This window comes from Streptomyces sp. Y20, assembly GCF_043195475.1.
Taxonomy (GTDB): domain Bacteria; phylum Actinomycetota; class Actinomycetes; order Streptomycetales; family Streptomycetaceae; genus Streptomyces.
The window spans coordinates 960,835-987,373 of sequence record NZ_JBIDDP010000001.1 but is presented as its reverse complement, the minus strand read 5'-3'; the positions used below and the strand labels follow the sequence as shown (position 1 = coordinate 987,373).

The following is a 26,539-nucleotide window of genomic DNA, read 5'->3' as shown; positions in this document are numbered from 1 at the left end:
CGCCGCCGCCTGTGAAAGGTCCTCACGTGCCCGACCCCCACGAGTCGTCCGGCCCCCACGAGTCGTCAGGCCCGCACGAGCTGGAGATCCTCAACCCCGCCACCGAGGAAGTCGTCGCCACCGTCCCCGCGGCCACCGCCGAGGACGTGCACGCCGCCGTCGTACGGGCCGGCCGCGCCCAGGCCGGGTGGGCCGGCCTCGCCCCCGCCGACCGGGCCCGCCTGCTCCGCCGTTTCGCCGACGTCGTCGACACCCACACCGAGGAACTCGCCCGGCTGGAGGTGCGGGAGGCCGGCCACACCATCGGCAACGCCCGCTGGGAGGCCGGCAACGCCCGCGATCTGCTCCTCTACGCGGCCGGCGGCGCCGAACGCCTGCTCGGCCGGCAGATCCCGGTCCCCGGCGGCTGGAACGTCACCTTCCAGGAACCCCTGGGCGTCATCGGCGTGATCGCCCCCTGGAACTTCCCCATGCCGATCGCCGCCTGGGGTTCCTTCCCCGCCCTGGCCGCCGGCAACGCGGTCGTCCTCAAGCCCGCCGAGACCACCCCGCTCACCGCGCTCCGGCTCGCCGCGCTCGCCCTGGAGGCGGGCCTGCCCGAGCACGTCTTCCAGGTGCTGCCCGGCCACGGCCACACCGCAGGACGCGCGCTGGTGGACCACCCGGACGTCGCCAAGATCGTCTTCACCGGCTCCACCCGCACCGGCCGCGAGGTCATGGAGCGCTGCGCCCGCCTGGTCAAACCGGTCACCCTGGAACTGGGCGGCAAGAGCCCCAACGTCGTCTTCGCCGACGCCGACCTCCAGGCCGCCCTCGACCCGTTCTCCTTCCTGGACAACTCCGGCCAGGACTGCTGCGCCCGTACCCGCATCCTCGTCCAGGAGCCGGTGTACGAGGAGGCCCGCGAGTTCCTCGCCGGCGCGCTGGCCGCCGTCGTGGTGGGCGACCCCGCCGACGAGCGGACCGGGATGGGCCCGCTGATCTCCCGGCGGCAACTCGACCGCGTCCGCTCCTACGTCCCCGGGGACGCCCCCGCGCTGCGCGGCAGCGCCCCTGACGGCCCCGGCTTCTGGTTCCCGCCGACCGTCCTCACCGGCGAGCGGCCGGGCGGCCGTGCCGCCCGCGAGGAGATCTTCGGCCCCGTCGCCGTCCTGCTGCCCTTCACCGACGAGGAGGACGCCGTCCACCTCGCCAACGACACCCCCTACGGCCTCTCCGGGTCCCTGTGGACCCGGGACCTCGGCCGCGCCCTGCGCCTGTCCAGGGCCGTCCGCGCGGGCAACCTGTCCGTCAACTCCCACTCCAGCGTCCGCTACTGGACCCCGTTCGGCGGCTTCAAACAGTCCGGCCTCGGCCGCGAACTCGGCCCCGACGCCCTGACCGCCTTCACCGAGACCAAGAACGTCTTCCTCAGCACGGAGGGCCCCGCACTGTGACCGCTCAGCACACCGACACCGTCTGCCGCCGCCTGGCCGGCCGTACCGCCGTCGTCACCGGAGCCGGCAGCGGCATCGGACTCGCCGCCGCCCGCCGGCTCGCCTCCGAGGGTGCCCACGTCGTCTGCGCCGACGTGGACGAGGCCCGGGGCGCGGCCGTCGCCGACGGGACGGGCGGGCTCTTCGTGAAGACCGACGTCACCGACCCCGAGCAGGTCGAGACGCTCTTCCGGACGGCGTACGACACGTACGGCAGCGTCGACATCGCCTTCAACAACGCCGGCATCTCCCCGCCCGACGACGACTCCATCCTGGACACCGGCCTGGAGGCCTGGAAACGCGTCCAGGAGGTCAACCTCACCTCCGTCTACCTGTGCTGCAAGGCAGCCCTGCCCTACATGCGCCGCCAGGGGAAGGGCTCCATCATCAACACGGCGTCCTTCGTGGCGCGGATGGGAGCGGCCACCTCGCAGATCTCCTACACGGCCTCCAAGGGCGGCGTCCTCGCCATGTCCCGCGAGCTGGGCGTGCAGTTCGCCCGCGAGGGCATCCGGGTGAACGCCCTGTGCCCGGGACCGGTGAACACCCCGCTGCTCCGGGAGCTGTTCGCCAAGGATCCCGAGCGGGCCGCGCGCCGCCTGGTGCACATCCCGGTGGGCCGGTTCGCCGAGGCGGAGGAGATCGCCGCCGCCGTCGCCTTCCTGGCCAGCGACGACTCCTCCTTCGTCAACGCCACCGACTTCCTGGTGGACGGCGGCATCTCGGGCGCGTACGTCACCCCTCTGTAGGGACGAAGGTGTACGGTCCGCGCATATGCGACAGCATCTTGCGTGGCTCCTGGCCGCGGCCGCCGCCCTGGCGGCCGCGCCCACCGCGCCCACGACGGCACGCCCCGGCGACTGCCCGCGCCTGCACGGCAGTTGGTACGGCGACAACCGCGCCCGTCTGCAACAGGTCATCGACGCCTACGGCACCTGCTCGGGACGCACCGGGGCGGTCGCCGCCTTCGACTGGGACAACACGCTCACCAAGAACGACGTCACCGACGCCACCCTCTCCTGGGCCCTGCGCCACGACCGCCTGCCACGCCCGGCCCGCTGGAAGGACACCAGCGCCTGGCTGACCGATGCCGCCGACCGCGCCCTCACGGCCGCCTGCGGCACCGGCGCCGGCGCTTCCCTGCCGACCTCGGCCCGGCCCCGCTGCACGGACGAGATCGTGGAGATCCGCGAGAACGGCACCACCATGAGCGGCGCCCCCGCCTTCGCCGGACACTGGAACCACCGCCGTACCGTCCCCCAGTACGCCTGGGTGTCCCCGCTCTTCGCCGGCCGCACCCCCGCCCAGCTCGCCGCGTACGCCCGCGCCGCCCGCCGCGAGGCCCTGGCCGCCCCCGTCGGCGCGACCCGCGTCCTCGGCACCCACACGGTCCCCGCCTATGTCCGCTACTACGCCCCGCAGCGCGCCCTGATCGACACCCTGCACCGCGCCGGCTTCCGGGTGTACGTCGTCTCGGCCGGCGTCGAGCCCGTCACCGAGGTCTGGTCCCGCGCGGTCGGCGTCGACGCCGCGCACACCCTCGCCATCCGCCCGGTCCTCGACCGCCGGGGCCGGATCACCGTGCGCACCGAGGGCTGCGGCGGCGTCCCGGGCGGCCGGGGCGCGGTGATCCCGTACATCGACGGCAAGCGCTGCCTGCTCGACGAGGAGGTGTACGGCGTCCGGGGCGCGCGGGCCTGGCGGCGGCAGCCCCGCGAGCGGCGGCCCGCCCTCGCCGCCGGGGACGCCGACACCGACGTCACCTTCGTCGGGGACGCCACCGGCGCCCACCTCGTGATCAACCGCAACAAGCCCGAGCTGATGTGCCGGGCGTACGACGACGCGGACGGCCGCTGGCTGGTCAACCCCATGTTCCTCGCCCCGCTGCCGCGCCGGGCCGCGCCCTACCCCTGCGCGACCACGGCGTACACCGCGCCCGACGGCACGCACGGACCGCTGCGCCGCCCGGACGGCTCGGTGGTGCCGGACCAGCCGGACACGGTCTACTGACCGGACCTCACAGGAACGTCCGCCCCTCGCCGCGGTAGGTCGGCACGGCCGCCGTCACCGCGTCCCCCTCGATCAGGTGCAGCGTGTCGAACCGCTCGCACAGCTCGCCCGCCTTGGCGTGCCGGAACCACACCTTGTCGCCGACCAGCAGGTCGTCGGCGGGCGAGCCGAGCAGCGGGGTCTGCACCTCGCCGGGGCCCTCCTGGGGGTCGTACGCCAGCCCCTCCGGCAGATACGGCACCGGCAGCCGGTCGCGGCCGGCGGCGCCGGAGGCCGGGTAGCCGCCGCCCAGCACGGTGACGACCCCCACGCCGGGCCGCCGTACGACGGGCTGGGCGAAGAGGGCGGCCGGACGGCCCGTGAACGAGGTGTAGTTGTCGAACAGGCGTGGCACATACAGCCCCGAGCCGGCCGCGATCTCCGTCACCGCGGCCTCGGCGGCCGTGTGCTGCACGCTGCCCGTGCCACCGCCGTTGACGAACTCCAGGTCCGGCACGACGGCCCGCACCGCCCGCACGACCGAGGCCCGCCGCTCGGCCAGCTCCCGCCGGGCGGCGGCCTGCATCAGCCGGATCGCCCGCGAGCGCAGCGGCCGCCCGGCCACCGCGTCCCCGACCCCGGCGACATGCCCCTCGTACGCCATGATCCCCACCAGCCGGAACCCCGGCCGCCGGGCCACCGAGCGTGCCAGCTCGGCGAGTTGGGCGGGAGAGCGCAGGGGCGAGCGCCGGGCGCCCACCCGTACCCGGCCGCCGAACAGTCGCAGGGACGTGTCCAACTCCAGGCACACGCGCACCACTTCGCGCCCGCCGTCGCGGGCGGCGTCGATGAGGTCCAGTTGCGCCGGGTCGTCGACCATCACCGTGACGGCACCGGCCGGCTTCGGATCGGCGGCCAGCTCGGCGAACCCGGCCCGGTCGGCCGACGGATAGGCCAGCAGGATGTCCTCGAACCCCGACCGCGCCAGCCACAGCGACTCCGCCAGGGTGAACGACATGATGCCCTGGAAGCCGTCCCGGGCCAGGACCCGTTCCAGCAGGGCCCGGCAGCGTACCGACTTGCTGGCGACGCGGACGGGCTTGCCCCCGGCGCGGCGGACCAGGTCGGCGGCGTTGGCGTCGAACGCGTCCAGGTCCACGATCGCGAGAGGGGCGTCGAGATGGGCGGTGGCCCGGTCGTAACGGGCCCGGTCAACGGCGCGCGCAGTCATGACGGAAGACTGCCAGACAGGATTACCGCAGGGTAGAGGGATGTTCCGGGCAGATGCCGCGGGCCCGCGCACCGGTTCCGTCCCGGCCCCCGTCAACCCGTAGAGTGACGCGCACGTACGGCGCGACGCGCCCGGCACACCCGTCTGAACCGGGATGCCGGTCCGGCCGTACGGGTATGCGTGCCCGACGGAGCTTCCGTACCGGGCGCGGCCGAGCAGCACAACGGCCCGCGTACGACAAACGGCCCGGGCATGAGGAAACGGGGAGTGCATGAGCACGGAAGCGCGGCACGCTCCCGTCCCGCGACGTCCGTCGGCCCCGCCCGGACCGCCCGCCGGCGCCGGGCCGCTCCCGCCCGGTACCCAGCATCCGCCGGCCCGCTCCACCCCCGCCCGCCCGGCCTCCGCGCCACTCACCGGCGACCCCTACGACCCCGACGACGAACCCTCGGTCTTCACCCCCCGCGCCCCGCACCCACGGCCCGGCCGGGCCGTACCCGAGGTCGCCGACCCCGTGAGCCCGCCGCCGCCTCCCGCGTCGGCCCGCTTCCCCGACGCCCCACCGAACCCCGGACACGAACCTGACCGGGGCGCCCCCGCCCCACCCCGCCCGTCCGGCCGTCCCGGCCGACCCGCGGATGCGGCAGGCATGGACGCGACGACCCCGGTGAGCCGGTCCGGCCCCAGGACCCTGTCAGGCCAGGAGCCCCTGGCAGGCCGGGGGGCCCCGGCGGGCCAGAGGACCTCGGGGGGACAAGGGACCTCCGGGCCGCAGGGGACACAGGGGGTTTCGGCAGTCCGGCCGCCACGGCCGGGCGCGGCGACCCCGGCGGGCCCGGAAGGTCCGGCGACTCCGGCAGGTCCGGCGGGCCCGGCAGGTCCGGCGGCCTGGGCAGGCCGTGCGGTCCCGGCAGGTCCGGTGACGCCGGCAGGTCAGACGGCCCCCGCAGGCTCCGCGGCTCCGGCAGGGCACCCGGCGTCGCCGGCAGACCCCGCGGCCCCGGCGGCAGTGCCGGGACCGACGACACCGGCGAGCCCGGACGGCCGGGCGGCCCGCGCGGGCGGGGAGCGCCCCGCGGCCCAGGCGGCCCCGGTCGCCACGGGGGAGACCCCGCCCGGGACGGCCTCCGGGGTGACCGCCCGATCGCGCCCCGGCGGGGAGTTCAGGGGGCGGGGCGGTGCCCCGGCGGAGACAACGTCGGAGACGACGGCCCGGCTCCGCCCGATCCGCCCGGCGTCCTCGGCCACCTCGCCGTCGTCGCCTCCTTCCGCGTTCCGCCCGGCGTCCTCGGCCACCTCGCCGTCGTCGCCCCCCTGCGCACCCCCGCAACCCCGGCGCCCCGCCTCCGCGCCCCGCGTACCGTCGGCACCCCCAGTGCCCTCCGCACCCCCGGTACCCTCCGCGCCTTCCAAGTCGGACATGCCCCCCGGGTCGGGGCGGCCCGGGGCGACGAGGCCCGCAGGGACCGCGCGGGGACCTCGTGGCGGCGTCGGCGGGGCGGCCCGTGCCGGTGATGAGCGTGTCCGGGACGGGGCCGCCGTGCACGCGGACGGGCCCGGCGAGCCCGCGTCCGGTACCGGCGCCTGGAGTCCGCTCGCGTCCGCCCACCCCGCGGGCTCCCCGCCCGACCCGGCCCACTCCTGGAGTGCCGCCCCGGCCGCCCGTCCCGACGTGACGTTCGCGGTGCCCGAGGCGTTCGGCGAGCGTACGCCCGGCCGCCTCGGGCCGCGCACCGCCGCTGCCGCCGCCTGCCTCGTGCTCGGTCTCGGACTCATCGGTGGCGCCGTCACCGGGAGCTGGCTCACCGGGGACGGTGGGGACCACGTCTCCGCCGACGCGTACACGGCCGCCGGGACGCTGTGGCACAGCGTGCCCGTGGACGATCTGTTCCCGCCCACCGTCCAGGGCACCGGCGCCGGTCCCGGCGGAGCCGACCGCACCTGGATCAGGATCGCCGTCGCCCCGGACAGCGGCTGCGCCCGCGCCTTCGACCCGCTGCTGGGCAAGGTCCTCGCTCCCGTCGGCTGCCGGCGGCTGCTGCGCGCCACCTACACCGACGCCACCCAGAGCCATGTCACCACCGTCGGCCTGCTGTTCACCGAGGCCGACCCCGCCGCCATGTCCGCGCTCGCCGCCCGCTTCCGCACCGAGCACCTGGACCGGCGCGCCGACCTGATGCCCCGGCCGTACGCCGCCCCGGGCACGGCCGCCGCCGCGTTCGGCGACCGCCAGCGCGCGTCATGGACCATCTCCGTCCTCACCGACGCCCCCGTCGTCGCCTACGCCGTCTCCGGCTGGGCCGACGGCCGCGCCGTCGACGCCCCCCAGCCCGCCGCGGACGCCGTCGGCTCCGGCGCGACCACGGCCCCGGCCCAGGCCGGCCTCGGCGACGAGGCGCAGGGCCTGGCCGACCGCATCGAACGGCGCCTGCGCAAGACCGTCGGCACAGCCTCGGAGAAGCCCGCATGACGCACATCCGCGCGGCGGCGCTGAGCCTGCTGCTCGCCGGCTCCCTCGCCCTGCTGCCGGCCACCACCGCCCACGCCGACGGCATCCGCGACCGGCAGTGGGCCCTGTCCGCCCTCCACCTGGACCGGGCCTGGCAGACCACCAGGGGCCGGGGTGTCACCGTCGCCGTCCTGGACACCGGCGTCGAGGCCGATCACCCCGACCTCGCCGGCAACGTCCTGCCGGCCAAGGACATGATCGGTTTCGGTGCCGGGCCCGGTGACCGCACGTGGGCCCGGCACGGCACCGCCATGGCCGGGATCATCGCCGGCCACGGTCACGGTCCCGGCGACGCGGACGGCGTCATGGGCGTCGCCCCCGAGGCGAGGATCCTGCCCGTGCGGGTGATCCTGGAGGACGGCGACTCGGCCCGCGCCAAGGCCCGTACCGAGCGTGGCAGCGCTCTCGCCGACGGCATCCGCTGGGCCGCCGATCACGGCGCCGACGTCATCAACCTCTCCCTCGGCGACGACTCGAACTCCGCGCATCCGGAGCCCGGCGAGGACGAGGCCGTGCAGTACGCCCTGAAGAAGGGCGTGGTCGTCGTGGCGTCCGCGGGCAACGGCGGCGACAAGGGCGACCACGTCTCCTACCCGGCCGCCTATCCGGGCGTCATCGCGGCCACCGCCGTCGACCGCTACGGCACCCGCGCCTCGTTCTCCACCCGCCGCTGGTACGCGGCGGTCAGCGCGCCCGGGGTCGACGTCATCATCGCCGACCCCGACCACAAGTACTACGAGGGCTGGGGTACGAGCGCCGCGTCCGCGTTCGTCTCCGGCGCGGCGGCTCTCATCCGGTCCGCCCACCCCGCCCTGGCCCCGGCGCAGATCAAGAAGCTGCTGGAGGACACCGCGCGGGACGCGCCGGTGGGCGGCCGGGACGACTCCCGGGGCTTCGGGATGATCGACCCGGCGGCGGCCCTGGAGTCGGCGCTCCGCCTGAAGCCGCAGCGTCTGCGCCCGGCGTCGTACGGCGAGCGGTACTTCGGTACCGGTCCCGACGCCCCCGGAACCGCGTCCTCGGCCTCCGGCTGGGCGGGCCCGCTGGCCGGCGGGGCCGGCGGGGTCCTGCTGGTCGCGGGCGTCCTGCTGTGGCGGGGCGGCAGGAGGAGACGGCTCAGCCGGCGGTGAACGCGGACACGGCCGCCTTCACATCGAGGCGCGCCCGCTCCCGCACGCGGACCGTGGCGCCGGCGGTGACCCGCCCACGGCGACGACGGCGAGCGCGGCGCACAGGAGGGGACGGCGCGGGGAGGGGCGCGCACGGCGGCGACGGCGGGCTCGGGGAACTCCCGCCCGCGATGCCCGGGGCGCGGAGTGTGCGTCCCCTGCGGCCGGGCTGAGGACCGCGTCAGGGAATGCCGGGATTCCTGTGAGCCGGGTGTCACCGGCCCCGCGGCCGGCCGGCGGCCTCCCCCCGATAGGCTCGGTGACCGTGGCGAACAAGAACATCCCCGACCCCGGCTTCTCCGACGACGACGGCTCCGCCGACCCCCGGCTGAGCGCCGCCCTCGCCGCCTGGGCCGAGGACCGCGGCGCCCTGGGGCCCGTCCTGGAGGCGCTCAAGGGCGCCCGCCTGCTCGTCCCCGTGGTCGCCGTGCTCGGGGAGGTGGAGGAGGACGAGAACGGGCTGCGCCGCGAGAAGACCAGCGACATGGCCGTCCCGACCCTGAAGGCCGGCGACCGCACCGCGCTGCCCGCCTTCACCTCCACCGGCTCCCTGGCCCGCTGGGACCCCGGGGCCCGTCCGGTCGCCGTACCCCTGCACCAGGCGCTTCAGGCCGCCGCGCACGAGAAGGCCGACACGGTCGTGCTGGACCTGGCCGGCCCGGTGCCGTTCGAGCTGACCGGCCCGGCGCTGCTCGCCCTCGCCGAGGGCCGCACCAGCATCGACCCGCTCGCCGACCCCGCGGTCGTCGAGGCCGTCCGTACGGCGGTGGCGGCGGAACCCGCCGTGCTCCGCGCCCACCTCGGGCCCGGGCGGGCCGACGGCATCCTCGCGCTCGTCCTCGACCCGGCGGCTGCGCCCGCCGAGGCCGCCCGGGCGGTCGCCGAACGCCTGGCGGCCGACGAGACACTGCGGGCCCGCCTGGTACGCGGCCTCGACCTGGCACTGCTGCCGGCCGGGACCACGCCGCCGGGCGAGCCCCTGTACGTGCGCGGATGAACGCGTGCGGTCGACGCGGACGGACTAGCCGTAGACGGGGCCGGTGTACTTCTCGCCCGGTCCCTGGCCCGGCTCGTCCGGGACGAGCGACGCCTCGCGGAACGCCAGCTGCAGCGACTTCAGGCCGTCGCGCAGCGGGGCCGCGTGGAAGGAGCTGATCTCGGTCGTGCTCGCGTCCAGCAGGCCGGCGAGCGCGCTGATCAGCTTGCGGGCCTCGTCCAGGTCCTTGTACGACTCGCCCTCCTCGCTCAGCCCGAGCTTCACGGCGGCGGCGCTCATCAGGTTGACGGCGACCGTCACGATCACCTCGACGGCGGGGACCTCGGCGATGTCCCGGGTCATCGCGTCGAAGTCGGGGGATGCGGGAGGGGTGTCACTCATGCCCCACACGATAGGTGGTCCCGGCGGTCCTCCCTCAATTAGCCCCCGCCAGGTGATGCTGCTAGTCTGAAAGACGACCGGCCGGACATTTTGTGCGGCCCACAAGTGGAGGCTCCGATCTCCCACCCGACCATCCTCCGGGACGGCGGGTCATCCGGTCAGGCGACCACCATCGTTCCGTACGGACGATGGAGTCGCCCGAAAGTGCGCCCCGCGGCATCGCGGCGGTGCTCCGGTAGCGTTCGGAGTCCCGCATGTGATCGTGCGGGGCATTTTTTGTGCCTCGGCGCGGTTGGTCCTGTGAACACAGACGTAACGCGGCTGTCCGCCAGACCGCCGCGTGGTGCTACCGAGGAGGATCCATCAGCGCCGAGCCCCGCATCAACGACCGGATTCGCGTTCCCGAAGTGCGACTTGTCGGTCCCAGTGGCGAGCAGGTCGGCATCGTGCCGCTCGCGAAGGCACTGGAGCTTGCACAGGAGTACGACCTGGACCTGGTCGAGGTGGCGGCGACCGCCCGTCCGCCCGTGTGCAAGCTCATGGACTACGGGAAGTTCAAGTACGAGTCGGCCATGAAGGCCCGTGAGGCGCGCAAGAACCAGGCGCACACGGTCATCAAGGAGATGAAGCTCCGGCCGAAGATCGACCCGCACGACTATGACACCAAGAAGGGTCACGTCGTCCGGTTCCTCAAGCAGGGTGACAAGGTCAAGATCACGATCATGTTCCGTGGCCGTGAGCAGTCGCGCCCCGAGCTGGGCTACCGACTGCTGCAGCGTCTCGCGGAGGACGTCCAGGACCTCGGGTTCATCGAGTCGAACCCGAAGCAGGACGGCCGAAACATGATCATGGTTCTCGGTCCGCACAAGAAGAAGACCGAGGCGATGGCCGAGGCCCGTCAGGCGCAGGAGGCCCGCAAGGCCGACGCGAAGGCGAACCCCGGCAAGTCGCAGAACGCCGCCGAGGCCGACGAGCACGACGAGGCCGAGGCCCAGGCCGAGGTGCCCGCCGAGGAACCTGCCGAGGCGTGATCCCCGGGGGACGTGCGTCCCCGAGGATGCAACCGACAGAAATGAGCGACGCTCCATCGTGCCCGGTTTCACGACCGGGCACCGGAGCGCCACCGACGAGGAGATAACGGCGCTATGCCGAAGAACAAGTCGCACAGCGGTGCCAGCAAGCGCTTCAAGATCACCGGCTCCGGCAAGGTGCTGCGCGAGCGCGCCGGCAAGCGCCACCTGCTCGAGCACAAGTCGTCCCGTGTCACGCGTCGCCTCACCGGCAACGCCGAGATGGCCCCGGGCGACGCCGCGAAGATCAAGAAGCTTCTCGGCAAGTGACGCCGCGGCGCGCCTGAGCGCCGTGCGTCTGGACCGGGACCGAATCGTTTTCGGGTCGTGTGAGCACCACCACGACCCCGCTACAAGGAGTTAAAAAGTGGCACGCGTCAAGCGGGCAGTCAACGCCCACAAGAAGCGCCGGGCGATCCTCGAGCAGGCCTCCGGCTACCGCGGTCAGCGTTCGCGCCTGTACCGCAAGGCCAAGGAGCAGGTCACCCACTCGCTGGTCTACAACTACAACGACCGCAAGAAGCGCAAGGGCGACTTCCGGCAGCTGTGGATCCAGCGCATCAACGCCGCTGCCCGCGCCAACGGCATGACGTACAACCGCTTCATCCAGGGCCTGAAGACCGCGAACGTCGAGGTCGACCGCAAGATCCTGGCCGAGCTGGCCGTGCACGACGCCAGCGCCTTCGCGGCGCTCGTCGAGGTCGCGCAGAAGGCGCTGCCGTCGGACGTCAACGCCCCGAAGGCTGCGTGACGCACCGGCCACGAGCCGATGTGACGAAGGACCCGCAGGCTGCACGGCTTGCGGGTCCTGCTGTTGCGACGACGCCGCGCGGCCAGGGCGGCCGCGCCGTTCCACGGGCGGGTCTGCCGCGGCGCGGGACACACCGCGCCCGCCCCGCAGCGGGGTGCGGCACCGCCTGAATCCGCCGTCGCGGCCGGTCGCCGCCGCGGCGGACACGAGTTTTCGAAGGTAAGAGGATGCCCCCCGTCTCCCCCGAACTCATCTCCCCCCGGTCCGCCCGGGTCAGCGCCGCGCGGCGGCTCGCCAAGCGGAACTTCCGGGGGAAGGACCGGCTCTTCCTCGCGGAGGGCCCGCAGGCCGTGAGGGAGGCCGCCGGGCACCGGTCCGGCGGGCAGGCCACCCTGGTCGAGCTGTTCGCCACCGTCGAGGCCGCGGAGCGCTACGCCGACATCGTGGGAGAGGCGCGGGACGCGGGCGCCCGGCTGCACCTGGCCTCCGAGGAGGTCATCGCCGAGATCTCCACCACCGTCACCCCGCAGGGGCTGGTCGGGGTCTGCCGGTTCCTGGACACCCCCTTCGAGGACATCCTCGCCGCCCGCCCCCGGCTCGTCGCCGTCCTCGCCCATGTGCGCGACCCCGGCAACGCCGGCACGGTGCTGCGCTGCGCCGACGCCGCCGGCGCCGAGGCCGTGGTCCTCACCGACGCCTCCGTCGACCTGTACAACCCCAAGGCCGTGCGCGCCTCCGTCGGCTCCCACTTCCACCTGCCCGTCGCCGTCGGCGTCCCCGTCGAGCGTGCCGTGGCGGGACTGAGGGACGCGGGGGTGCGGATCCTGGCCGCCGACGGCGCCGGGGACCGCGACCTGGACGAGGAGCTGGACCGGGGCACCATGGGCGGGCCGACCGCGTGGGTGTTCGGCAACGAGGCCTGGGGACTCCCCGAGGAGACCCGCGCCCTCGCCGACGCCGTGGTACGCGTTCCCATCCACGGGCGCGCCGAGAGCCTGAACCTCGCCACGGCCGCCGCCGTATGCCTCTATGCGTCGGCCCGCGCACAGCGCGCCTTCGGAGGGTGCCGATCCGTCACCCAGAGCTAGTAGGGTGACCAACTCGGGGCCTGCGCGGTCTGAGAGGTGGGGTACGGGGATGACTGTGGCCGGCACGAGCACCGCGCCGGGGGGACGGGACGCGCGACAGGCCTCCGCGCCCCGGCACCGCGACGCGGCCCTCGGTCTCGATCCCGACCAGCTGCCCGACGGCCTCGTCGTCGCCGACGCGGACGGCCGCGTGGTCTGCTTCAACGCCGCCGCCGCCCGCATCACCGCCGTACGGGCCGCCGACGCCCTCGGCCGGCCGCTGGAGCGGGCCCTGCCGCTGGAGGACCTGGAGGGCCGCCGCTGGTGGCAGCTGACCGACCCCTACGGCGGGCTCGCCATCCGGGTCCGGCAGCCGGAGCGCAACCTGCTGCTGCCGGGCGGCCGGGAGGTGCTGGTCTCCGCCCGCTACGTGCGGGACGAGCCGCTGGGGCCGGTGCGCAGCGTGGTCGTCTCCCTGCGGGACACCGAGGCCCGCCGCCGTACCGAGCGCAGCCACGCCGAGCTGATCGCCACCGTCGCGCACGAGCTGCGCTCCCCGCTCACCTCCGTGAAGGGCTTCACCGCCACCCTTCTCGCCAAGTGGGAACGCTTCACCGACGACCAGAAGCGGCTCATGCTGGAGACCGTCGACGCCGACGCCGACCGCGTCACCCGCCTCATCGCCGAACTCCTCGACATCTCCCGCATCGACGCCGGGCGCCTGGAGGTGCGCCGGCAGCCCGTCGACATCGGGGCCGCGGTGTCCCGGCACATCCAGGCCTACGTCGCCGCCGGCCAGCCCGCCGACCGCTTCCTGCTCCGCGTCGAACAGCCGCTGCCCGCCCTGTGGGCCGACCCCGACAAGATCGACCAGGTCCTGAGCAACCTCATCGAAAATGCCGTGCGGCACGGCGAGGGAACCGTCACCATTGACGTCACGCCCTCGGCGTCCCCCCGCGAGGGCGAGGACGGCGAGAACGCGGCCACGTCGGTCACGGTGAGCGACGAGGGGCCCGGCATCCCGGAGGAGTCCATGAACCGCGTCTTCACCCGCTTCTGGCGGGGCAGCAAGCGCGGCGGCACCGGCCTCGGGCTGTACATCGTCAAGGGCATCGTCGAGGTCCACGGCGGCACCATCACGGTCGGCCGCGCCCCCGGCGGCGGCGCCGAGTTCCGCTTTACGCTGCCCGTGGCGGCCCCGGCGTATCTCGCCTAGTGGCCCACGGGCGCATCCGCACACCTCCACCCCGTTAGACTCGGCCTTTGGCACCTTTGTGTCCCGAAAGCCGGACGCACCGTCCATCAGCCGGTGACGGGGACCATCCGCCAGCCAATCGGAAGTACGGGAAGAGATGTCGGCACCGAATAAGTCGTACGACCCTGTCGAGGTCGAGGCGTTGAAACCGGAAGAGATCGAGCGCATGCGGGACGAGGCGCTCGCCGCCTTCGCCGCCGCGGACTCGCTCGACGCGCTCCACGAGGCGAAGGTCGCCCACACCGGCCCGGCCTCCCCGCTGGCCCTCGCCAACCGCGAGATCGGCGCCCTGCCCCCGCACGCCAAGGCCGAGGCCGGCAAGCGCGTCGGCATGGCCCGCGGCGCCGTGAACAAGGCCCTCGCCGCGCGCCAGGTGGAACTGGAGGCCGAGCGGGACGCCCGCGTCCTGGTCGAGGAGGCGGTGGACGTCACACTTCCGTACGACCGCGTCCCGGCCGGCGCCCGGCACCCGCTGACCACCATGATGGAGCGGGTCGCGGACGTCTTCGTGTCCATGGGGTACGAGATCGCCGAGGGGCCCGAGGTCGAGGCGGAGTGGTTCAACTTCGACGCCCTCAACTTCACCCCGGACCACCCGGCCCGGCAGATGCAGGACACCTTCTTCGTCGACGGCCCCAAGGGCGAGAACGGCGACTCCGGTGTCATCCTGCGCACCCACACCTCGCCCGTGCAGGCCCGCGCCCTGCTGGAGCGCGAGCTGCCGGTCTACATCGTCTGCCCCGGCCGGGTGTACCGCACCGACGAGCTGGACGCGACCCACACCCCGGTCTTCCACCAGATCGAGCTGCTGGCCGTGGACGAGGGCCTGACCATGGCCGACCTCAAGGGCACCCTGGACCACATGGTCCAGTCGCTGTTCGGTCCGGACATGAAGACCCGGCTGCGTCCGAACTACTTCCCCTTCACCGAGCCGAGCGCCGAGATGGACATGCTCTGCTACGTGTGCAAGGGCGAGTCCGTCGGCAACCCCGACCGGCCCTGCCGCACCTGCTCCAGCGAGGGCTGGATCGAGCTGGGCGGCTGCGGCATGGTCAACCCGCGGGTCCTCACCGCCTGCGGCGTCGACCCCGAGAGGTACAGCGGCTTCGCCTTCGGGTTCGGCATCGAGCGGATGCTCATGTTCCGCCACAACGTCGAAGACATGCGAGACATGGTCGAGGGTGACGTCCGGTTCACCCGGCCGTTCGGGATGGAGATCTGATGCGGGTCCCGCTTTCTTGGCTGCGGGAGTACGTCGACCTGCCGGCGACGGAGACCGGGCGCGACGTCCAGGAGAAGCTGATCTCGGTCGGCCTCGAGGTCGAGACCGTCGAGCAGCTCGGCACCGACCTCAAGGGGCCGCTCGTCGTCGGCCAGGTGCTCACCATCGAGGAGCTGGAGGGCTTCAAGAAGCCGATCCGCTTCTGCACCGTCGACGTCGGCCGGGCCAACGGCACCGGTGAGCCCCAGGAGATCGTCTGCGGCGCCCGCAACTTCTCCGTCGGCGACAAGGTCGTCGTGGTCCTTCCGGGTGCCGTGCTGCCCGGCGGCTTCGCGATCTCCGCGCGCAAGACCTACGGCAAGACCTCCCACGGCATGATCTGCTCCGCGGACGAGCTGGGCATGGGTGACGACGGCACGCACGGCATCATCGTGCTCCCGCCGGAGTACGAGGTGGGCACCGACGCCATCGAGCTGCTCGAACTGGTCGACGAGGTCCTGGACATCGCCGTCACGCCCGACCGCGGCTACTGCCTGTCGCTGCGCGGCGTGGCCCGCGAGACCGCCATCGCCTACGGCCTCCCGCTGCGCGACCCGGCCCTGCTGGACGTGCCCGCACCGAACGCCTACGGCTACCCGGTCCAGGTCTCCGACCCCTTCGGCTGCGACCGTTTCACCGCCCGCACCGTCTCCGGCCTCGACCCGGAGGCGCGCTCCCCGATCTGGCTCCAGCGCCGGCTGCAGAAGGCCGGCATGCGCCCGATCTCCCTCGCGGTGGACGTCACCAACTACGTGATGCTGGAGCTGGGCCAGCCCCTGCACGCGTACGACCGCGCCCGCGTCCAGGGCCCCGTCGGCGTGCGGCGCGCCGAGGCCGGCGAGCGGCTCACCACGCTCGACGGCGTCACCCGCACCCTCGACGCCCAGGACCTGGTCATCACCGACGAGCGCGGCCCCATCGGCCTCGCCGGCGTCATGGGCGGCGCCCACACCGAGATCGACGACACCGAGGGCACCACCAGCGAGGTCGTCATCGAGGCCGCGCACTTCGACGCGATCTCCATCGCACGCACCGCCCGCCGTCACAAGCTGTCCTCCGAGGCCTCCCGCCGCTACGAGCGCGGCGTCGACCCGCAGGCCGCCGCGGCGGCCGCCCAGCGGACCGTCGACCTGCTCGTGCTCCTCGCGGGCGGCACGGCCGACGCGGGTGTCACCGAGGTGATCGCGCCCTCCGCGCCGCGCACCATCACCATCCCGGCCGACCATCCGGACCGGGTCGCGGGCGTGGAGTACGGCCGCGAGACAGTGGTCCGCCGCCTCCAGGAGATCGGCTGCGACGTCTACGGGCAGGACGAGCTGGTCGTCACCGTGCCGTCCTGGCGGGGCGACCTGACCGACCCGAACGACCTGGCCGAAGAGGTCATCCGCCTGGAGGGCTACGAGAACCTGCCCTCCACGCTGCCCAAGCCCCCCGCGGGCCGCGGCCTGACCGAACGGCAGCGGCTGCACCGCCGCGTCGGCCGCGCGCTGGCCGGCGCCGGTTACGTCGAGGCACCGAACTACCCCTTCATCGGCGAGCAGGTCCTGGATCGGCTGGGCCTGGAGGCGGACGACCCCAAGCGCGCGGTCGTCACGCTGGTCAACCCGCTCTCCGACGAGGAGCCGGCGCTGCGTACGACGCTGCTGCCGGGCCTGCTGGCCGCGCTGCGGCGCAACGACGGCCGGGGGTCGCACGACCTGGCGCTGTTCGAGACGGGCCTGGTCTTCCATCCGCGTGCGGAGGCGAAGGCCGCGGTCCGGCTGCCCGTCGACCGGCGTCCCACGGCCGAGGAGATCGCCTCCCTGACCGAGGCGCTCCCCGTCCAGCCCCGGCACGCCGCCGTCGTCCTCGCCGGCGCCCGCGAGCAGGCCGGCTGGTGGGGCACGGGCCGCCCGGCCGGCTGGGCCGACGCGGTCGAGGCCGCGCGGGTCATCGCCCGGGAGACCGGCACCGAGCTGATCGTCCGCAAGGGCCAGTACGGGCCGTGGCACCCCGGCCGCTGCGCCGAGCTGGCGGTCACGGCGGACGGCACCGAGCGGGTCGTCGGGTACGCCGGCGAGCTGCACCCGCGGGTCGTACAGGCCCTGGGCCTGCCGGCGCGCACCTGCGCGATGGAGCTGGACCTGGACGTGCTGGAGGAGGCGAGCGCGGGTCCGGTGAAGGGGCCGCGGATCTCGGCCTTCCCGGTGGCCACGCAGGATGTCGCCCTCGTGGTCGACCAGTTCGTGCCGGCCGCCGACGTCGAGGCCGCGCTGCGTGAGGGCGCGGGTGAACTCCTGGAGTCGATCCGGCTGTTCGACGTGTACGAGAACGCCGAGCAGCTGGGCGACGGGCGGAAGTCGCTGGCGTACGCCCTGCGGTTCCGGGCGTCCGACCGCACGCTGACCGTGGACGAGGCGTCCGCCGCGCGGGACGCGGCCGTCGCCCTCGCGGGCGAGCGGACCGGAGCGGCGCTGCGCAGCTGAGCGCGCATGCCGACCGGCCGGCCACGGGTTCCCCGTGGCCGGCCGCGCCGTGCGCCACCCCCCGCGGGAGCGCGCGCAACCCCCTGTCAGCTGCATAAATGCGGCCCGGCCCGCGGAGTCTCACTCGTTCGGGTGGGAATCGCAGGTGATCCGGTCCCACCGGCTCATGCCGTCGGCAGAATCGGACCGGCCTTCCGGGGCCGGTCCGTCCGCTCTGTCAGGGCCCATATGGGGGACCAGAGGCATGATCCGCATCAAGGCACGGGCGCCCACCGCGCGAGGAACCGTACTGCCCACACTCTGGGGAGCCGTGGCCGTCGGCTACAGATACGGGTGCCCGCTCGCCCGGCAGGACGGGCTCGGGGCGCGCCTGGTCACCAGCGCCGTGTTCCTCGCCGTCGGCACCGCCCTCATCTTCCACGTCCGGCGCGCCCTGCTGCGGGAGCTGCGGTTCGCCCGGCGGGCGGCGTGCGCCGCGCAGAGCGTCGTCCTGCGTCCACTGCCGCCCTGGCTGGACGGACTCAACGTCGGCGCCGCCCAGCTGTCCGCCGACCGGGGCGCCAGTGTCGGCGGCGACCTGTACGAGGCCATCGCCACCGAACACGGGGTGCGGGTGGTGATGGGCGACGTACGGGGGCACGGTCTGGCCGCCCTCGGCACCGTCGCCGCCCTCCTCGGCAGCTTCCGCGAGGCCGCCCACGACGAGCCCCGACTGGGTGGGGTGCTGCACCGGCTGGACCGCACCCTCGGCCGCCATCTGCGCGAACGCGCCCGCGCGGAACACCCCGCGTGCGGCGTCCCCGCCCCCGACAGCCCGGTCGCCGAGGAGTTCGTCACCGTCCTGCTCCTGGAGATCGACCGGGACGGCACGCTCCGCGCCCTCAACTGCGGCCATCCGTGGCCGTACGTGCTGCGGGGCACGAGGGTCGAGCCGCTCACCCGCACGGATCCGCTGCCGCCGCTGGGCCCGTTCCCGCCGCCCGCGGAGCCGGAGCCCCAGCCCTGCGGCCGGCTGCTGCCGGGCGAGTCCCTGGTCCTGTTCACGGACGGCGCGGAGGACGCCCGGGACGGCCGAGGGCGGTTCTTCTCCCTGCCGGAGGCGCTCAGCGAGGCCGTGCGCGACCAGCCGGCCTCCCCGCAGACGGTGCTGCGTACGGTTTTCGGCGCGCTGCTGCGCCACACCGGCGGGAGACCAACGGACGACGTCGCGCTCCTGGTCCTGCGCAACGACCGGAAGGACAGACGGCCGCCGGGCGCGCGGGGAGCCGCCCGCCCGGCCTCGACGCGTCCGCAGCCGACGACGCGCCGCTGAGGTCAGGGGCGCCGCCGGCCTTCGGGGCGCCGCCCGGCCGGGCCGCCGCTGTCTGAGGGGGAGCCGGCGGCCCGGCCGGTCTCTCGCGAGGCAGCCCAGTGAACCGGCGCGGCGCCCGCGGCGACAGCGCGTGCGCCGCGCGGACGCGGGCACTGCGTTCACACCCCGTGTGAAGGCGGACCCACTACGCTGACGGCACCAGGTCACTCGGGGGGCATCCCATGCAGCCCAACACTCTGCTCGACGCCATCCTGGACGAGGCGGGGATCTCGCACGCCGGTCTCGCCGCCCACGTCAACCAGGCGGGACGCGCCCGCGGTCTCGCGCTGCGCTACGAACACACCGCCGTGGCCCGGTGGCTGAAGGGGCAGCGGCCCCGCGGCCAGGTGCCCGACCTGATCTGCGAGGTGCTGGCGGCACGGCTGCACCGGCCCGTCACGCTCGACGACATCGGCCTCGGGGTGCCCGGCGGCCCCAGCACCCCGCACACCGGTTCGCTCAACGGGTTCGTGGAGCGGGCCACCGCGTTGTGGCGGTCCGACGAGCAGCAGCGGTCCCACGTGCTCGGGGCGCCCGCCGTCACCGGGACCCCGGCCGTGATGCCGGTGTGGGAGTGGGAGAACCCGCCCGAGGACGTCGACGTCTCACGGGGCGGCCGGCACGCGGTCACCGCGTCCGACATCGAGATGCTCCGGGCCGCCCGCGCGCACTACGAGCAGATGTACCGCAAGGCGGGGGGCATCGCGACGCGGAGCCGGGTCGTCGGCTTCCTCAACGCCGAGGCCGCGCCGCTGCTGCGCGGCGGCTACACCGACGCCACCGGCCGCCAGCTGCACCGGGCGACCGGCGGGCTCGTGGCGATCGCGGGCATCTGCGCGTACGACTCCGACGCGCACGGGCTCGCCCAGCGCTACTTCCACCAGGCGCTGCGCCTGGCCAAGGCCAGCGGGGACCGGGGACTGGGGGCGTACGTGATAGCCCTGCTCGTCAACCAGTCGCTGTTCATGCGGGAGTACCGGCAGGCCGTCGCCTTCGCCGAGGCCGCGCTGCGCACCGCCGGCCGGCACATCACCCCGGCGCTCGCCTCCGACCTGTACGCGATGCAGGCCAAGGCGTACGCGCACCTCGGGGACAGCGGCAGCGCGCTGTTCTGCATCCGGCGCGCGGAGACGGCGGCCGGGCGGATCCGGCGGGGGCACGAGCCGGCCGAGACCGGGTACGTCCAGCCGGGCCTCGTCAACGTGCAGGTGGCCGAGGCGCTCCTCAGCCTCGGGGACCTCAGCGGCGCCCGGGAGCACGCGGCCGCGGCCGTCGACAACCCCGCGCACGACCGGGGGCGGGTGCACCGGCTGGCGATGCTGAGCACCATCGAGCTGCGCCGGGGCAACGCCGACCGGGCGGCGGCCACCGCCGTGCAGATGGCCGAACAGGCCCGCGGGATGGAGTCCCAGCGGCTGCGGGACAGACTCCGCGCGGTGCGTGACCATCTGCTGCGCTGCGGCTCGGCCGGCACCGCCGAGGCCGCCGAACTCATCGACGGAGCACTGCGCGTGCCGCTGTAGGCGCACTGTAGGCGCACCGTCACTGCTGCGATATTGCCACTTACTCAGCGGAAGGTGGCAATACCGTGCAGTGGACGAAACAGAACGAACAAACTGTGTATGAGAACCGCTGGTTCAGCGTCAATCTCGCCGATGTCGAGCTGCCGGACGGCCGGCACCTCGACCACTTCGTCATCCGGCTGCGGCCCGTGGCGGTGGCGACGGTCGTCAACGAGGCGAACGAGGTGCTGCTGCTGTGGCGGCACCGGTTCATCACCGACAGCTGGGGGTGGGAACTGGCTGCGGGTGTCGTCGAGGACGGCGAGGACATCGCGCGCGCGGCGGCCAGGGAACTGGAGGAGGAGACCGGCTGGCGGCCGGGACCCCTGCACCACCTCATGAGCGTGGAGCCGTCCAACGGCCTCACCGACGCCCGGCACCACATCTACTGGTCGGAGCGGGGTGAGTACGTCGGACACCCCGTGGACGACTTCGAGTCGGACCGGCGGGAATGGGTCCCTCTCAAACTCGTCCCCGACCTGATCGCCCGCGGGGAGGTCCCGGCCGCCAACATGGCAGCCGCGTTACTCCTGCTGCACCACCTCAGGCTCGCCCAGGACTAATGGGCCGTCAGCGCCTGCCAGATCGTCGCCGCGAGCGCGCCCAGCGCGGTCAGTGCGGCGAGCGAGGGCAACGGCCAGCGCGCGTGTTCCAGCGAGGCCAGCCGGGAGTTCAGCTCGTCCAGTTCCTTGGCGGTCTCCTCGGTACGGTGACGCAGCAGCGCCAGTCCGCCCTCGACGCGGGCGTAGGCCACGTCGAGGCGGCGCCGTAACTCTGCGAGTTCTCCATGGATCACGGGATGCTCCGGATCGACCGTCACGGGCCCGTTCCTCTCGGTAGTCGAAATGGATGGTTCCGCTTCCCTTGCGTGCGCATGGAGAGTCAACTCGCCTGGTGGGCGCGTGGGGAGCGTGTGCGACAGGCATATGCGTGCCCGGCGCGCACACGGTGTGTGAAACGGACGGGCCCGGCACCGTATCCGGTGCCGGGCCCGCAGGGCGTCGCTCTGGGTGATCAGCCGTAGGTGTAGAAGCCGGAGCCGGCCTTCCGGCCCAGCCGGCCTGCCTCGACCATGCGCTGGAGCAGCGGGGGAGCGGCGTACAGCGGCTCCTTGTACTCGGCGTACATGGAGTTGGCGATGGAGACGATGGTGTCCAGACCGATCAGGTCGGACAGCTTCAGCGGGCCCATCGGATGGGCGCAGCCCATCTCCATGCCGTTGTCGATGTCCTCGCGGCTCGCGATGCCCGACTCGAACATCCGGATGGCCGACAGCAGGTAGGGCACGAGCAGCGCGTTCACCACGAACCCGGAGCGGTCCTGGGCGCGGATGGCGTGCTTGCCCAGCACCTTCTCGGCGAAGAGCTGGGCGCGGCTGAGGGTGCCCTCGGAGGTGGTGAGCGCCGGGATCAGCTCGACCAGCTGCTGCACCGGGGCGGGGTTGAAGAAGTGGATGCCGACGACGTGGTCCGGCCGGGACGTGGTGACCGCCAGCTTCACCAGCGGGATGGAGGAGGTGTTGGAGGCCAGGATCGCGTCGGGCCGGGTCACCACCTGGTCGAGCACCTGGAAGATCTCGGTCTTGACCTGCTCGTTCTCGACGACGGCCTCGATCACCAGATCCCGGTCGGCGAACTCGCCGAGGTCGGTGGTGAAGCTCAGGCGCGCCTGCGTGGCGTCCCGGTCCTCCTCGGTGATCTTGCCGCGTTCGGCGGCCTTGCCCAGGGAGTTGAACAGCCGGGTGCGGCCGATCTCCAGGGCCTCGCCGGTGGTCTCGGCGACCTTCACGTCCAGTCCCGCGCGGGCGCACACCTCGGCGATGCCCGCGCCCATCTGGCCGCAGCCCACGACCCCGACGCGCGCAATGTCTCCCCCTGGGATGCCCGTCACATCGTCCCCTTCGCTTCTCCGGCTCGCTCGGCAGGCCTCCGGGTTCGGTGCCTGCTCCGATCGTGCACGTTACCGCCAAGTATCGATGATCGATCGCCCGGGTGGGGGCATTCTGGAGCGCGGAACGATCCGTGACGAGGCGGATCCGAAGCGTATGGGGGTGTGCGAATGGGACGCATGTCACGGCGGACCTTCACGCTGGCCGCGCTGTCCACGCTGGCCACGGCGGCGGGCGGCACCGCGGGCGCCGGGGCGGAGGCCGCCGTCCCGGCGCCGGGCGCGCACCCGGGGTCGTACCGTCTGCCGCGCACCGGCGCCGAGATGCGCGGCGTCTGGCTCGCGACGGTCGCCAACCGGGACTGGCCCTCGCGGCCCGGCCTCCCGGCGAGCACCCAGCGCAAGGAGCTGATCGCCCACCTCGACCACGCGGCCCGCCGCCGGCTCAACACGGTCGTCTTCCAGGTGCGGCCCACCGCCGACGCCTTCTGGCCGTCGCCGTACGAGCCCTGGTCCGAGTACCTGACCGGCACCCAGGGCGGGAACCCCGGCTGGGACCCCCTCGGCACCGCCGTGCGGGAGGCCCACGCCCGGGGCCTGGAACTGCACGCCTGGTTCAACCCGTACCGGATCGCCAACCACACCGACCCGGGCCGGCTGGCCCCCTCCCACCCGGCGCGCAGGCACCCGGACTGGGTGGTGCCCTACGGCGGCCGGCTGTACTACAACCCCGGCCTGCCCGAGGTCCGTGCCTTCGTGCGGCGGGCCATGCTCGACGCGGTCGCCCGGTACCCCGTCGACGCCGTCCACTTCGACGACTACTTCTACCCCTATCCGGTCGCCGGGCAGACCTTCGACGACGAGGACGCCTACGACCGGTACGGCGGTGCCTTCCCCGGCCGGGCCGCCTGGCGGCGGGACAACATCGACAAGCTGGTGCGGGAGACGGCGGCGGACATCCGGCGCGTCCGGCCCGGCACCCGGTTCGGGATCAGCCCCTTCGGAGTGTGGCGCAACGCCTCGACCGACGCGCGCGGCTCCGAGACGCGGGCGGGGGTGCAGACGTACGACGACCTGTACGCGGACACCCGCAAGTGGGTCCGCGGCAACTGGATCGACTACATCGTGCCGCAGCTGTACTGGCACATCGGCTTCGCCGCCGCCGACTACGCCGAGCTCGTGGCCTGGTGGGCAGAGGTCGCCCGGGGCACCCGCACACGGCTGTACATCGGCGAGGCCCTGTACAAGGCGGGTGCCGCCGGGCAGCCCTCGCCCTGGCAGGACCCGGTCGAGCTGTCCCGGCACCTCACCCTGGCCGCGCGGTACCCCGAGGTGCGCGGGCACGTCTTCTTCGCCGCCGAGGAGGTCGCGGCCGACCCGGTCGGGGCGATGGCACGGGTGGTCGCCGACCACTACCGGCGGTCGGCGGTGCCACCGCGCTGACCTACTGCTGTGCCCGGTCCTGCGGATGACGGACCTCGCAGTCGGGGCCGGGGGACATCACGGCCTCCCGCCCGTCGGCGAAACGGACCCGGTAGGGCGGATTGCCCTCCTGACCCATCACTTCGACGACTTCCGTGACCTGGTCGTGCTGGCCGACCACCCTGCCGTGCTGGACAAGGCGGTCGCCCTTGGATGCGTGCATGGACGGGCCCTCCTCACGATCACGACCGCTGTGTGACGGCGATGCACACGAGCACCGCGACGGCGGTCAGCGGAGCGGCCGCCGTGAAGCGCTCGCCCAGCAGCAGCGCCGACCACACCAGTGTGAGCAGGGGCTGCGCCAACTGCAACTGGCTGGCCCGGGGGACGCCGATGGCCGCCATCCCCCGGTACCAGACGACGAGCCCGAGGAACTGCGAACCCAGCGCCACCCACAGCAGACCGGCGACGCCGTGCCCGGTGAGGTGCACGGGCTCGCAGGCCAGCGCCAGCGCGGCGGCCGGCAGGCTGAGCGGCAGGCACAGCACGAGCGCCCAGCCGATGACCTGCCAGCCCGGCATGACGCGGGCCAGGCGGCCGCCCTCGGTGTAGCCGGCCGCGCACACCAGCAGGGCCGCGAAGAGGAAACCGTCGGCGACCGTGAGCGTGCCGCCGCTCTGGGCGAGGGTGAAGGCGATCACGGCCGCCGCGCCGGCGACGGCCGCCAGCCAGAACCGGCGGGAGGGGCGGGTGCCGGTGCGCAGGGCCGAGAACACGGCGGTGGTCAGCGGCAGCAGGCCCACCACCACGGCCGCGTGCGCGGTGGTGGAGGTCTCCAGGGCGAGCGTGGTCAGCATCGGGAAGCCCAGCACCACTCCGGCGGCGACCACGGCGAGACCGGCGAGATGACGGCGGGCCGGGAGCCGTACCCGCAGGGCCAGCAGGCAACCGCCGGCGACGACCGCGGCCAGGACCCCGCGCACCGCCACCAGGGACCAGGGGCCGAAGCTCTCCAGCCCCCAGGCCGTCGAGGGGAACGTCAGCGAGAAGGCGAGCACACCGAGGGCGGCCTGGAGGGTGCCGAGGCCCCCGGACTCCTCCCGGGGAGCGGTGACTGCTATCGGGCTCGCCGCAGTAGCGCTACTCTGTGTTCTCATGCATCAGCGTAGCAGCGTGGCGGAACTGGCCGGACAGTTGCGGGGAGAACTCGACCGCTACCCGTTGGGTGGAAAGCTGCCGTCGAGCCGGGCACTCGTCGAACGGTTCCGGGTGAGCCCGGTGACCGTCTCCCGGGCCCTCGCCCAGCTGGCCGCCGAGGGTCTCGTCGTCACCCGTCCCGGTGCCGGCGCCTTCCGGGCCCGGCCGCACCCCGCGCAGGCCCCCGCCGGGGACACCTCCTGGCAGGAGGTGGCGCTGAGCGCCGACGGCGCCGCCGACCTCGTCCCCCGCACGGTGGACGCCGCCGGGGTCACGGTCTCGCTGGCCGCGCCGCCGCCGGGGGTGCTGGAGTTCAACGGCGGCTACCTCCACCCCTCCCTCCAGCCCGAGCGGGCCATGGCGGCGGCCCTGGCCCGGGCCGGGCGGCGGCCCGGTGCCTGGGGGAGGCCGCCGCTGGAGGGGCTGCCCGAGCTGCGGGAGTGGTTCGCGCGCGGGATCGGCGGGGCCGTCAGCGCGGCCGAGGTGCTGATCGCGGCGGGCGGCCAGGCCGCGCTGGCCACCGCCCTGCGCGCGCTCGCCCCGCCCGGCGCCCCGGTCCTCGTGGAGTCGCCCACCTACCCGGGCATGCTCGCCCTGGCCCGCGCGGCGGGCCTGCGCCCCGTCCCGGTGCCCGTGGATCCCGACGGGGTACGCCCCGGCCTGCTCGCGGCCGCCTTCCAGGCCACCGGCGCCCGGGTCTTCGTCTGCCAGCCGCTGTTCCAGAACCCGACCGGCGCCGTGCTGGCGCCCGACCGGCGCGCCGAGGTGCTGCGCATCGCCCGGGAGGCCGGCGCGTTCGTCGTCGAGGACGACTTCGTCCGCCGGCTGGTGCACGCCGACGCGGGGCCGCTGCCCCGTCCGCTGGCCGCCGACGACCCGGACGGCGTGGTCGTCCACGTCGGCTCACTGACCAAGGCCACCTCACCCAGCTTCCGGGTCAGCGCCCTGGCCGCGCACGGCCCCGTCCTGGAGCGCCTGCGCGCCATCCAGGTCGTGGACAGCTTCTTCGTGCCGCGGCCGCTCCAGGAGGCCGCCCTGGAACTCGTCGGCTCCCCGGCCTGGCCGCGCCACCTGCGCGCGCTCTCGGCCGAGCTGCGCACCCGCCGGGACGCCATGACGAGCGCGCTCGCCCGGCAGCTGCCCGAGCTCGCCCTGCCGCACATCCCCTCCGGCGGCTACCACCTGTGGCTGCGCCTGCCCGACGGCGGCGGCGCCTCCCCGGCGCTCGGCTCCGGGGTGGAGGCCGCGCTGGCCGCCGCCGCCCTGCGCGCGGGCGTCGCCCTGACCCCCGGCCGCCCCTACTTCAGCGCCGAGCCCCCCGCCGCCCACCTCCGCCTGAGCTTCGCCGCGGTCGCCGGCACGGGGGAGATCGCGGAGGGGGTACGGCGACTGCGGGCGGCCTGCGACGAGGTGCTGGGCTGACCCGCTGGTCCCGGCGCGGCCGGGCCGGTGAGGATGAGCGCGTGCACGGCACCCGCGGGATCGGCAGGTGGCGCGGGC

At 74.3% G+C, this 26,539-nt stretch carries 24 protein-coding genes; 18 read left to right on the top strand and 6 right to left on the bottom strand.

Annotated features, from left to right (window positions below):
* Positions 1 to 26: 26 nt before the first annotated feature.
* From ACGFT1_RS04265 to ACGFT1_RS04255, 3 genes are read left to right on the top strand one after another with little or no spacing between them, the layout of a single operon-like run.
* Positions 27 to 1,436, top strand: a complete 1,410-nt coding sequence (locus ACGFT1_RS04265) for an aldehyde dehydrogenase (RefSeq protein WP_373907459.1) — start codon at positions 27 to 29, stop codon at positions 1,434 to 1,436.
* A complete protein-coding gene (locus tag ACGFT1_RS04260) occupies positions 1,433 to 2,224 on the top strand; it encodes a 3-oxoacyl-ACP reductase (protein ID WP_373907458.1) in 792 nt (263 codons plus the stop codon). The genes ACGFT1_RS04265 and ACGFT1_RS04260 overlap by 4 nt, the downstream gene beginning before the upstream one ends.
* 25 nt (positions 2,225 to 2,249) lie before the next feature.
* The gene (locus ACGFT1_RS04255; protein ID WP_373907457.1) at positions 2,250 to 3,485 is read left to right on the top strand and encodes a haloacid dehalogenase-like hydrolase; all 1,236 of its coding nucleotides are present in this window, start codon (positions 2,250 to 2,252) and stop codon (positions 3,483 to 3,485) included.
* Positions 3,486 to 3,492: 7 nt separating this feature from the next.
* Here the strand turns inward: ACGFT1_RS04255 and ACGFT1_RS04250 are convergent, their stop codons facing one another.
* Positions 3,493 to 4,695 (bottom strand): amino acid deaminase/aldolase, encoded by a 1,203-nt coding sequence (locus ACGFT1_RS04250; RefSeq protein ID WP_373907456.1) that lies wholly within the window; start codon positions 4,693 to 4,695, stop codon positions 3,493 to 3,495.
* A 1,540-nt stretch (positions 4,696 to 6,235) separates the two neighbouring features.
* Here ACGFT1_RS04250 and ACGFT1_RS04245 point away from each other — a divergent pair.
* The 3 genes from ACGFT1_RS04245 (at position 6,236) to ACGFT1_RS04235 (ending at position 9,370) form a co-directional block, all read left to right on the top strand.
* The gene (locus ACGFT1_RS04245) at positions 6,236 to 7,165 is read left to right on the top strand and encodes a hypothetical protein (protein ID WP_373907455.1); all 930 of its coding nucleotides are present in this window, start codon (positions 6,236 to 6,238) and stop codon (positions 7,163 to 7,165) included.
* A complete protein-coding gene (gene mycP, locus ACGFT1_RS04240) occupies positions 7,162 to 8,334 on the top strand; it encodes a type VII secretion-associated serine protease mycosin (protein ID WP_373907454.1) in 1,173 nt (390 codons plus the stop codon). The genes ACGFT1_RS04245 and mycP overlap by 4 nt, the downstream gene beginning before the upstream one ends.
* A 304-nt stretch (positions 8,335 to 8,638) precedes the next feature.
* Positions 8,639 to 9,370: an SseB family protein gene (locus ACGFT1_RS04235; protein WP_373907453.1), complete on the top strand. Its 732-nt coding sequence runs from the start codon at positions 8,639 to 8,641 to the stop codon at positions 9,368 to 9,370.
* 24 nt (positions 9,371 to 9,394) lie between these two features.
* Here ACGFT1_RS04235 and ACGFT1_RS04230 read toward each other — a convergent pair whose 3' ends face one another.
* The gene (locus ACGFT1_RS04230) at positions 9,395 to 9,751 is read right to left on the bottom strand and encodes a DUF1844 domain-containing protein (protein WP_373907452.1); all 357 of its coding nucleotides are present in this window, start codon (positions 9,749 to 9,751) and stop codon (positions 9,395 to 9,397) included.
* Positions 9,752 to 10,113: 362 nt separating this feature from the next.
* On the opposite strand from ACGFT1_RS04230, the gene infC reads away from it, so the two are divergent.
* The 10 genes from infC (at position 10,114) to ACGFT1_RS04180 (ending at position 21,096) form a co-directional block, all read left to right on the top strand.
* Positions 10,114 to 10,782, top strand: a complete 669-nt coding sequence (gene infC, locus ACGFT1_RS04225; protein WP_373907664.1) for a translation initiation factor IF-3 — start codon at positions 10,114 to 10,116, stop codon at positions 10,780 to 10,782.
* 114 nt (positions 10,783 to 10,896) lie between these two features.
* Positions 10,897 to 11,091 (top strand): 50S ribosomal protein L35, encoded by a 195-nt coding sequence (gene rpmI / locus ACGFT1_RS04220; protein WP_003977225.1) that lies wholly within the window; start codon positions 10,897 to 10,899, stop codon positions 11,089 to 11,091.
* A gap of 97 nt (positions 11,092 to 11,188) precedes the next feature.
* Positions 11,189 to 11,572, top strand: coding sequence for a 50S ribosomal protein L20 (rplT, locus tag ACGFT1_RS04215; RefSeq protein ID WP_373907451.1), 384 nt, complete (start codon positions 11,189 to 11,191; stop codon positions 11,570 to 11,572).
* A 227-nt stretch (positions 11,573 to 11,799) separates the two neighbouring features.
* Positions 11,800 to 12,660 (top strand): TrmH family RNA methyltransferase, encoded by an 861-nt coding sequence (locus ACGFT1_RS04210; protein WP_373907450.1) that lies wholly within the window; start codon positions 11,800 to 11,802, stop codon positions 12,658 to 12,660.
* Positions 12,661 to 12,709: 49 nt separating this feature from the next.
* Complete coding sequence (locus ACGFT1_RS04205) at positions 12,710 to 13,855, top strand: ATP-binding protein (RefSeq protein ID WP_373907449.1); 1,146 nt, start codon at positions 12,710 to 12,712, stop codon at positions 13,853 to 13,855.
* A gap of 136 nt (positions 13,856 to 13,991) precedes the next feature.
* Complete coding sequence (gene pheS / locus ACGFT1_RS04200) at positions 13,992 to 15,116, top strand: phenylalanine--tRNA ligase subunit alpha (protein WP_356824695.1); 1,125 nt, start codon at positions 13,992 to 13,994, stop codon at positions 15,114 to 15,116.
* On the top strand, positions 15,116 to 17,620 hold the full coding sequence (gene pheT, locus ACGFT1_RS04195; RefSeq protein ID WP_373907448.1) for a phenylalanine--tRNA ligase subunit beta: 2,505 nt from the start codon (positions 15,116 to 15,118) through the stop codon (positions 17,618 to 17,620). Before pheS ends, pheT begins: the two co-directional genes overlap by 1 nt.
* A gap of 244 nt (positions 17,621 to 17,864) precedes the next feature.
* Positions 17,865 to 18,932, top strand: coding sequence for a PP2C family protein-serine/threonine phosphatase (locus tag ACGFT1_RS04190; protein WP_373907447.1), 1,068 nt, complete (start codon positions 17,865 to 17,867; stop codon positions 18,930 to 18,932).
* 221 nt (positions 18,933 to 19,153) lie between these two features.
* Complete coding sequence (locus ACGFT1_RS04185) at positions 19,154 to 20,494, top strand: transcriptional regulator (protein WP_373907446.1); 1,341 nt, start codon at positions 19,154 to 19,156, stop codon at positions 20,492 to 20,494.
* A 65-nt stretch (positions 20,495 to 20,559) separates the two neighbouring features.
* Positions 20,560 to 21,096, top strand: a complete 537-nt coding sequence (locus ACGFT1_RS04180; protein ID WP_373907445.1) for an NUDIX hydrolase — start codon at positions 20,560 to 20,562, stop codon at positions 21,094 to 21,096.
* Here the strand turns inward: ACGFT1_RS04180 and ACGFT1_RS04175 are convergent.
* Positions 21,093 to 21,353, bottom strand: coding sequence for a hypothetical protein (locus tag ACGFT1_RS04175; RefSeq protein ID WP_361987856.1), 261 nt, complete (start codon positions 21,351 to 21,353; stop codon positions 21,093 to 21,095). The two genes, ACGFT1_RS04180 and ACGFT1_RS04175, sit on opposite strands and share 4 nt — an antisense overlap.
* A 194-nt stretch (positions 21,354 to 21,547) precedes the next feature.
* Positions 21,548 to 22,423 (bottom strand): 3-hydroxybutyryl-CoA dehydrogenase, encoded by an 876-nt coding sequence (locus tag ACGFT1_RS04170; protein ID WP_361987854.1) that lies wholly within the window; start codon positions 22,421 to 22,423, stop codon positions 21,548 to 21,550.
* Between the two features lie 168 nt (positions 22,424 to 22,591).
* Here ACGFT1_RS04170 and ACGFT1_RS04165 point away from each other — a divergent pair, with 168 nt between their 5' ends.
* Positions 22,592 to 23,863, top strand: coding sequence for a glycoside hydrolase family 10 protein (locus ACGFT1_RS04165; RefSeq protein WP_373907444.1), 1,272 nt, complete (start codon positions 22,592 to 22,594; stop codon positions 23,861 to 23,863).
* A gap of 1 nt (position 23,864) precedes the next feature.
* On the opposite strand, the gene ACGFT1_RS04160 is transcribed toward ACGFT1_RS04165, so the two are convergent.
* Both ACGFT1_RS04160 and ACGFT1_RS04155 read right to left on the bottom strand, forming a co-directional pair.
* Positions 23,865 to 24,065: a DUF1918 domain-containing protein gene (locus ACGFT1_RS04160; RefSeq protein ID WP_373907443.1), complete on the bottom strand. Its 201-nt coding sequence runs from the start codon at positions 24,063 to 24,065 to the stop codon at positions 23,865 to 23,867.
* Between the two features lie 19 nt (positions 24,066 to 24,084).
* On the bottom strand, positions 24,085 to 24,999 hold the full coding sequence (locus tag ACGFT1_RS04155) for a DMT family transporter (protein WP_373907442.1): 915 nt from the start codon (positions 24,997 to 24,999) through the stop codon (positions 24,085 to 24,087).
* Here ACGFT1_RS04155 and ACGFT1_RS04150 point away from each other — a divergent pair.
* Positions 24,998 to 26,461, top strand: a complete 1,464-nt coding sequence (locus ACGFT1_RS04150; RefSeq protein ID WP_373907441.1) for a PLP-dependent aminotransferase family protein — start codon at positions 24,998 to 25,000, stop codon at positions 26,459 to 26,461. The two genes, ACGFT1_RS04155 and ACGFT1_RS04150, sit on opposite strands and share 2 nt — an antisense overlap.
* The last annotated feature ends 78 nt before the right edge of the window (positions 26,462 to 26,539 follow it).

Excerpts from the sequence above, each read along its gene's own strand:
- ACGFT1_RS04255 (WP_373907457.1), top strand. The coding sequence starts at position 2,250 with ATGCGACAGCATCTTGCGTGGCTCCTGGCCGCGGCCGCCGCCCTGGCG.
- ACGFT1_RS04250 (WP_373907456.1), bottom strand. The coding sequence starts at position 4,695 with ATGACTGCGCGCGCCGTTGACCGGGCCCGTTACGACCGGGCCACCGCC.
- mycP (WP_373907454.1), top strand. The coding sequence starts at position 7,162 with ATGACGCACATCCGCGCGGCGGCGCTGAGCCTGCTGCTCGCCGGCTCC.
- ACGFT1_RS04230 (WP_373907452.1), bottom strand. The coding sequence starts at position 9,751 with ATGAGTGACACCCCTCCCGCATCCCCCGACTTCGACGCGATGACCCGG.
- rpmI (WP_003977225.1), top strand. The coding sequence starts at position 10,897 with ATGCCGAAGAACAAGTCGCACAGCGGTGCCAGCAAGCGCTTCAAGATC.
- ACGFT1_RS04210 (WP_373907450.1), top strand. The coding sequence starts at position 11,800 with ATGCCCCCCGTCTCCCCCGAACTCATCTCCCCCCGGTCCGCCCGGGTC.
- ACGFT1_RS04205 (WP_373907449.1), top strand. The coding sequence starts at position 12,710 with ATGACTGTGGCCGGCACGAGCACCGCGCCGGGGGGACGGGACGCGCGA.
- pheS (WP_356824695.1), top strand. The coding sequence starts at position 13,992 with ATGTCGGCACCGAATAAGTCGTACGACCCTGTCGAGGTCGAGGCGTTG.
- pheT (WP_373907448.1), top strand. The coding sequence starts at position 15,116 with ATGCGGGTCCCGCTTTCTTGGCTGCGGGAGTACGTCGACCTGCCGGCG.
- ACGFT1_RS04190 (WP_373907447.1), top strand. The coding sequence starts at position 17,865 with ATGATCCGCATCAAGGCACGGGCGCCCACCGCGCGAGGAACCGTACTG.
- ACGFT1_RS04185 (WP_373907446.1), top strand. The coding sequence starts at position 19,154 with ATGCAGCCCAACACTCTGCTCGACGCCATCCTGGACGAGGCGGGGATC.
- ACGFT1_RS04165 (WP_373907444.1), top strand. The coding sequence starts at position 22,592 with ATGGGACGCATGTCACGGCGGACCTTCACGCTGGCCGCGCTGTCCACG.
- ACGFT1_RS04160 (WP_373907443.1), bottom strand. The coding sequence starts at position 24,065 with ATGCACGCATCCAAGGGCGACCGCCTTGTCCAGCACGGCAGGGTGGTC.
- ACGFT1_RS04150 (WP_373907441.1), top strand. The coding sequence starts at position 24,998 with ATGCATCAGCGTAGCAGCGTGGCGGAACTGGCCGGACAGTTGCGGGGA.
- ACGFT1_RS04155 (WP_373907442.1), bottom strand. The coding sequence starts at position 24,999 with ATGAGAACACAGAGTAGCGCTACTGCGGCGAGCCCGATAGCAGTCACC.